The organism is Candidatus Symbiothrix dinenymphae (genome assembly GCF_001431085.1).
The window spans coordinates 1-5869 of the sequence record NZ_BBRU01000400.1 but is presented as its reverse complement, the minus strand read 5'-3'; the positions used below and the strand labels follow the sequence as shown (position 1 = coordinate 5869).

Here is a 5869-nt window from a genome sequence, read left to right as displayed (position 1 = left end):
TTAAAAACAAAAAAACATGGATAAAAAAGAATTAGTTTTTGGGGAAAAGAATTTCATTTTATTGGCGGCGGCAATTGTTGTCATCATTGTGGGCTTTGTGCTGATGGCGGGTGGTCAAACGATTGAGGGAGCAGGCCGGTTTGACCCCAGTATTTTTAGTTTCAGACGCATTACGGTGGCTCCGATTGTTACGCTATTGGGCTTTGCGTTAGTTGTTTATGCCATTTTATTTAAAGAAAAAGAATGACTATACTGCAAACCATCATTATTGCGATTGTTGAGGGGCTGACGGAGTTTTTGCCGGTGTCTTCGACCGGTCACATGATTATTGCGGAGGCTGTTTGCGGCGTGGAACCGACCCCTTTCGTGAAGGCGTTTACCGTTATCATCCAGTTTGGGGCAATTCTCGCAGTAGTAGTGCTTTATCATCACCGTTTTTTTGAAAATTGGAAGTTTTACAAGACACTTTTGATAGCATTTTTGCCGGCGGCGGTCGTGGGGCTTTTGTTGGGCAAAAAAATTGACCTTTTGCTTGAAAATGTGCCTGTCATTGCCACGATGCTGATTGCGGGTGGTGTTTTCATGCTGTTTGCCGATAAACTGTTTTCCCATGTGTCGCGAAATCAAGAAATAACTACCAAAAGAGCCCTGATTATTGGCTTCTGTCAATGTCTTGCGATGATTCCGGGCGTTTCGCGCTCTATGGCAACGACTGTGGGCGGTATGGCGCAAAAATTGAGTCGCCGACACGCAGCGGAGTTTTCATTTTTCCTCGCTGTGCCAACGATGTTTGCGGCAACGGCTTACAAACTTTTTGGGTTGCTCAGAGAGCCTGTCGAGCGCGAAGTATTGTCCGCCAACCTGACTATTTTGCTCATTGGCAACCTTGTAGCGTTCGTAGTGGCATTTTTTGCCATGGGATTGTTTATCAATATTTTGACAAAGTACGGGTTCAAGCCGTTTGGATATTATCGCATCATCGTAGGTGGCACAATTTTGATTTTGCTGGCGATGGGTTATGATTTGCAGATTATATGATGAGTGAGGAGGGGATTTTATATTTGGATAAGCCTTTGAATTGGACGTCGTTTGATTTGGTCAATAAATTGCGGTACAAACTATCGCGCGAGTGGGGCATAAAAAAGCTGAAAGTGGGTCATGCGGGCACGTTAGACCCTTTGGCAACGGGTGTGATGATTGTGTGCGTGGGCAAAGCCACGAAGCGGATTGATGAATTTCAATACCAAACGAAGGAATATGTTGCCACATTGCGGCTGGGGGCTACAACCCCATCGTTCGACTTGGAAACGGCGATTGACAAAACGTATGAAACGGCGCACATCACGCGCGAACTTGTAGAGCAGGTTTTGCCAATGTTTGTGGGGACAATTCAGCAAGTGCCGCCTGCGTATTCGGCAGTGAAAGTGAATGGCAATCGCGCTTACGACCTCGCTCGCAAGGGTTTGGAGGTGGATTTGAAGGCGAAGGAGTTGGTGATTGATGAGATAGAGTTGTTGGAATTTGAGGGGATGGCATTAAAAATCAGGGTGGTGTGCAGCAAAGGCACCTACATCAGGGCATTGGCGCGCGACATAGGTACAGCACTCGGCTCCGGTGCTTTTCTGACAAGTTTGGTACGCACCCGCATTGGTGATGTTACATTAGATAAATGTTTGAGTATAAACGATTTAGATAAAATGGAGGTACGATATGAAAGAAATGAGATTGTCGAAATTCAAATTTGAATTGCCCAAAGAGTTGATTGCGCAATATCCGTCAGAACGTCGCGATGAGTCGCGCCTGATGGTTCTGAACCGCAAAACGGGTAAAATAGAGCACAAGATATTCAAGGATATTTTGGGCTATTTTAACGAAGGAGATGCGCTGGTGTTTAATGATTCGCAGGTGTTTCCTGCCCGCTTGTATGGCAACAAGGAGCGTACCAACGCGGTTATTGAGGTGTTTTTGTTGCGCGAACTGAGTCAGGAGAAACTGTTTTGGGACGTTCTCGTTGACCCGGCTCGCAAAATTCGCATTGGCAACAAATTGTATTTTGGTGAAGGCGAAACGATGGTGGCGGAAGTCATCGACAACACCACCTCGCGCGGTCGCACGTTGCGTTTTCTCTTTGACGGAACGCACGAAGAGTTTAAAAAAGAACTGTATTCGCTGGGTGGAATGCCCCTGCCGCCCTACATCGAACGCAAGTCTGAGCCGCTCGACATTGAGCGCTACCAGACAATTTTTGCGAAAAATGAAGGTGCCGTCATCGCACCTGCCGCAGGAGCGCACTTCAGTCGCGAATTGATGAAACGCCTGGAAATCAAGGGTTGCGAACTGGCTTACATCACCGTCCACTTCGGCTTGGGCAATTCCCGCGACATCGACGTGGAGGATTTGACGAAGTACAAAATGGACTCCGAACCACTCATCATTGGTGAAGATGCCGAAAAAATCGTCAACACAGCCAAAGACGCTCGCAAGCAGGTGTGCGCCATTGGCGGCTCTGTGTTGCGTGCAATGGAAACGGCAACCACCGCGCTGGGCTATCTCAAGCCGTATAATGACTGGACAAACAAGTTCATCTTCCCCGAATACAACTTTGTGCTCGTGACCAGCACGGTAACCAATTTTCACCTGCCCCATTCCATCATGATGATGCAGGCAGCCGCTTTTGCCGGTTACGACTTCCTGATGGAGGCCTATTCAGTAGCCCTAAAAGAAAAATACCGCTTCGGCGTATATGGCGACGCAATGCTAATCCTATAGCCAGTTATCAGTTACCAGTTACCAGTTACCAAATAATTGGAAACTGATAACTGGTAACTGGTAACTGATAACTGCTATGGTAGCATATTTGGCATTAGGCAGCAATTTGGGCGAGAAAGAAACCAATTTGCGCACCGCAATCGACTTTCTGAACCAACAGGCGGGCACCATCACCGCCCGCTCATCTGTCCACCAAACGGCACCATGGGGTTTTGAATCCACAAACAGCTTCCTGAATATGGCGGTCTGCTTGCAAACAGATTTGTCGCCAATAGACCTCCTGCACACCGTCAAAGCCATCGAACAGCAAATGGGCAGGCGGCCAAAAACGGACAATCACTATCACGACCGCCTCATCGACATCGACATCATCCTCTACGATGATGTGGTGATGCAGTCCGACGAACTGACTTTGCCGCATCCGCTCTATAAACAACGTGCATTTGTGCTGGAGCCACTGGAGGAAATCCGCTGATGTTGCGATAGTTGAGTGCTGAATTGAGGGGGGCGCATCGGGCAAGTTTGATTAGAGAAAATTTGGTAAAGTCATTTTAAACAGTTACCTTTGCGCCATAAACATTTAAAAATAAAAATATTATGGCAATACCGGTTAGAAGCATACCCGTCCTTGAGGGTGAGGTAGCAGAACGATTTGAGCAAAATGCGCGATGGGCAGAGGAACACCGCGGGTCAATTGATTTTTCCGAACAATTTGTTGCATGTCGGGAAATGATAGAAAAAGCAGTACAAAAAGGTACGTTAAAAAGATAACTACATGGGATTTCTTCAGGAGTTTTGTACCATCCATTCGTTTGACACGGATGTGTTGGGGCAGTGTCAATCGTTTAGCTGCGGTGATGCAGATTTGGACGATTTTTTTATTAACGATGCTGATAATTTTAATGGGCAATTGCTGGGCAAGTCGTATTGCTATCGGTTGGATGCAGACCCGTCTGTAATAGTTTGTGTTTTCACATTAGCCAATTCGAGTATGGATGTCAAGCATTTGCCCGGTAGTCGTCGCAAAAAAGTGACAGCGCTCATTCCTCATGAGAAGCATTTAAGTAGTTATCCTGCCGTATTAGTTTGCCGATTGGGGGTAAATATAGCATTTCGCAAAAAGGGCATTGGCTCGGAGTTATTGGCTATCATTAAATCAGCGGTACTCTTGCCTGCGAATTGGGCAGGTTGCCGTTTCCTTACCGTTGATGCCTATAACAACGAAATTACAAGGCATTATTACGAAACAAATGGTTTTCAAAATCTCTTTTCAACGGAAGAACAGGAGAAGGAATATATCGGAATGCCGCCCGAAAAAGAACTAAAAACAAGATTGATGTACTTCGATTTAATGTTATTGTCGGATAAAGGATAGATGGCTGAGAAAATTTTATCATCAAAAATCATCGTCTATTAAATTTTTTTTCACTACCTTTGCGGTTGATTAAAGGAAATATATGTATGCCTGTTAAAAAAGTACTTTTTATTACTACGGAGGTCACCCCCTATTTGGTTGAGTCGGAGCAGTCGCACATTGCGCGCCATTTGCCCCCCGGCATTCGCGACAAGGGCAAGGAAATCCGCACTTTTATGCCTAAATTTGGCGCAGTCAACGAGCGGCGCAATCAGTTGCACGAAGTCATCCGCTTGTCCGGCATGAATCTCATTATTGATGACACCGACCACCCCCTGATTATCAAGGTGGCATCCATACAAGCGGCGCGAATGCAAGTTTATTTCATTGACAACGATGATTTTTTTCAACGCAAACTGTTGTTTCACGAAGAAAATGGCGATGAATATGCCGACAACGACGAGCGTGCCATTTTTTATGCGCGTGGCGTGATGGAAACGGTGAAAAAGTTGCGTTGGGCACCCGATTTAATCCATTGTCACGGCTGGATTTCGGCGTTGGTGCCTCTGTACATCAAGAAACATTACAAAAGTGACCCCTGTTTCAAGCACACCAAAGTGGTGTATTCCATCTATGATGATGCTTTGACGACTCCTTTTCCGAACAATTTTTACGAAAAATTGAAGATTGAAAACGTGAAAGACAAGGATGTGGTGGGGCTTAAAAAACAACCGGATTTTGAGGCATTGAGCAAGCTGGCGATTGATTTTTCGGACGGTGTGATTCAGGGCAGCCCCAAAATTCAGGACGGTTTGAAAGACTATGCACTGTCAAAAAATGTGCCGTTCCTTGATTTTCAGTCGGAAGACGTTTATATTGAGAAATTTAATGAGTTTTATGATTTACTTTTATCGGACAAAAAAGATGAGGTTAAAAAGTAGAAGGGGATTGCGAGTCATGCCCGCAATGATAGTATTATTGGCATTTTTTTGCTTGTCATCATGTAGTCAGGATGCTATTGACGACATTGGGATGGGTATTCTGCCTCCGGACGACAGAATAGAGGTTAAGAGCGATTCGTTCCGCGTGACCGGCACGACAGTTGGCATGGACAACATTTATGCCAAGTCGATTTTCGGATTGCTGGGCAAACTTTCCGACCCCACTTACGGCACTGTTGCGGCGGGTTATGCGTGCCAATTTTATCCGACAGCAGGCTTTGACAGCGACAGCATCGTAGCAAGGATTGACTCGGTGCAGTTGAAAATTTTATACACCACCTATACCGGCGATTCGATTGCGCCGATGGAGGTGCGCGTGTATCCTGTGAATAGCGCAACTCCTTTAACGCCGGATTATTACACGCAAAATTTTGACCCTGCGCGTTTTTGCAATATGAGTACTGCGTGGGGGGTGCAGACCTACACGGCGCGCGATATGACGATTTCCGATTCGCTTTACGCAGCCACTGCGAGTGGGTATTACCGCGTTGTTTCTATCAATTTGCTCAAAGAAAAGTTTGATGATTTTTTGGTGGAGTACAAAAAGCCCGGACATGGGGCTTATGCTTCGCCCGAGGCGATGACAGCGTTTTTCCCGGGCGTTTATGTTGCCTCTACGTTTGGAACCGGCAGTATGCTGAATGTTGAAAAGACGGAAATTTACATGTATTATCAGCGAAAAAACACGGCAAAAGATGTAAATAGCAATGATTCGGCTTATGTGGCTACGAGTGCCTCTGTGCTA

9 protein-coding genes are annotated in these 5869 nt (G+C 45.9%); all 9 read left to right on the top strand.

Going from position 1 to position 5869, the window contains the following annotated elements:
* The first annotated feature begins 16 nt into the window (after positions 1–16).
* The gene (locus ASC50_RS04575) at positions 17–247 is read left to right on the top strand and encodes a DUF3098 domain-containing protein (RefSeq protein ID WP_055430862.1); all 231 of its coding nucleotides are present in this window, start codon (positions 17–19) and stop codon (positions 245–247) included.
* On the top strand, positions 244–1038 hold the full coding sequence (locus ASC50_RS04570; protein ID WP_055430863.1) for an undecaprenyl-diphosphate phosphatase: 795 nt from the start codon (positions 244–246) through the stop codon (positions 1036–1038). The genes ASC50_RS04575 and ASC50_RS04570 overlap by 4 nt, the downstream gene beginning before the upstream one ends.
* Entirely contained in the window at positions 1035–1745 is a 711-nt protein-coding gene (gene truB / locus ASC50_RS04565; RefSeq protein ID WP_055430864.1) for a tRNA pseudouridine(55) synthase TruB, read from the top strand. The genes ASC50_RS04570 and truB overlap by 4 nt, the downstream gene beginning before the upstream one ends.
* Entirely contained in the window at positions 1720–2769 is a 1050-nt protein-coding gene (gene queA / locus ASC50_RS04560; protein WP_055430898.1) for a tRNA preQ1(34) S-adenosylmethionine ribosyltransferase-isomerase QueA, read from the top strand. Before truB ends, queA begins: the two co-directional genes overlap by 26 nt.
* Before the next feature lie 76 nt (positions 2770–2845).
* On the top strand, positions 2846–3244 hold the full coding sequence (folK, locus tag ASC50_RS04555; protein WP_055430865.1) for a 2-amino-4-hydroxy-6-hydroxymethyldihydropteridine diphosphokinase: 399 nt from the start codon (positions 2846–2848) through the stop codon (positions 3242–3244).
* 122 nt (positions 3245–3366) lie between these two features.
* On the top strand, positions 3367–3540 hold the full coding sequence (locus ASC50_RS07220) for a hypothetical protein (protein WP_158648436.1): 174 nt from the start codon (positions 3367–3369) through the stop codon (positions 3538–3540).
* Positions 3541–3544: 4 nt separating this feature from the next.
* A complete protein-coding gene (locus ASC50_RS04550; RefSeq protein ID WP_055430866.1) occupies positions 3545–4144 on the top strand; it encodes a GNAT family N-acetyltransferase in 600 nt (199 codons plus the stop codon).
* Positions 4145–4230: 86 nt separating this feature from the next.
* Positions 4231–5064, top strand: a complete 834-nt coding sequence (locus ASC50_RS04545) for a glycogen/starch synthase (protein WP_055430867.1) — start codon at positions 4231–4233, stop codon at positions 5062–5064.
* Positions 5065–5116: 52 nt separating this feature from the next.
* Positions 5117–5869 (top strand): DUF4270 family protein (locus ASC50_RS04540; protein WP_158648435.1); only part of this gene is annotated, 753 nt, incomplete at its 3' end.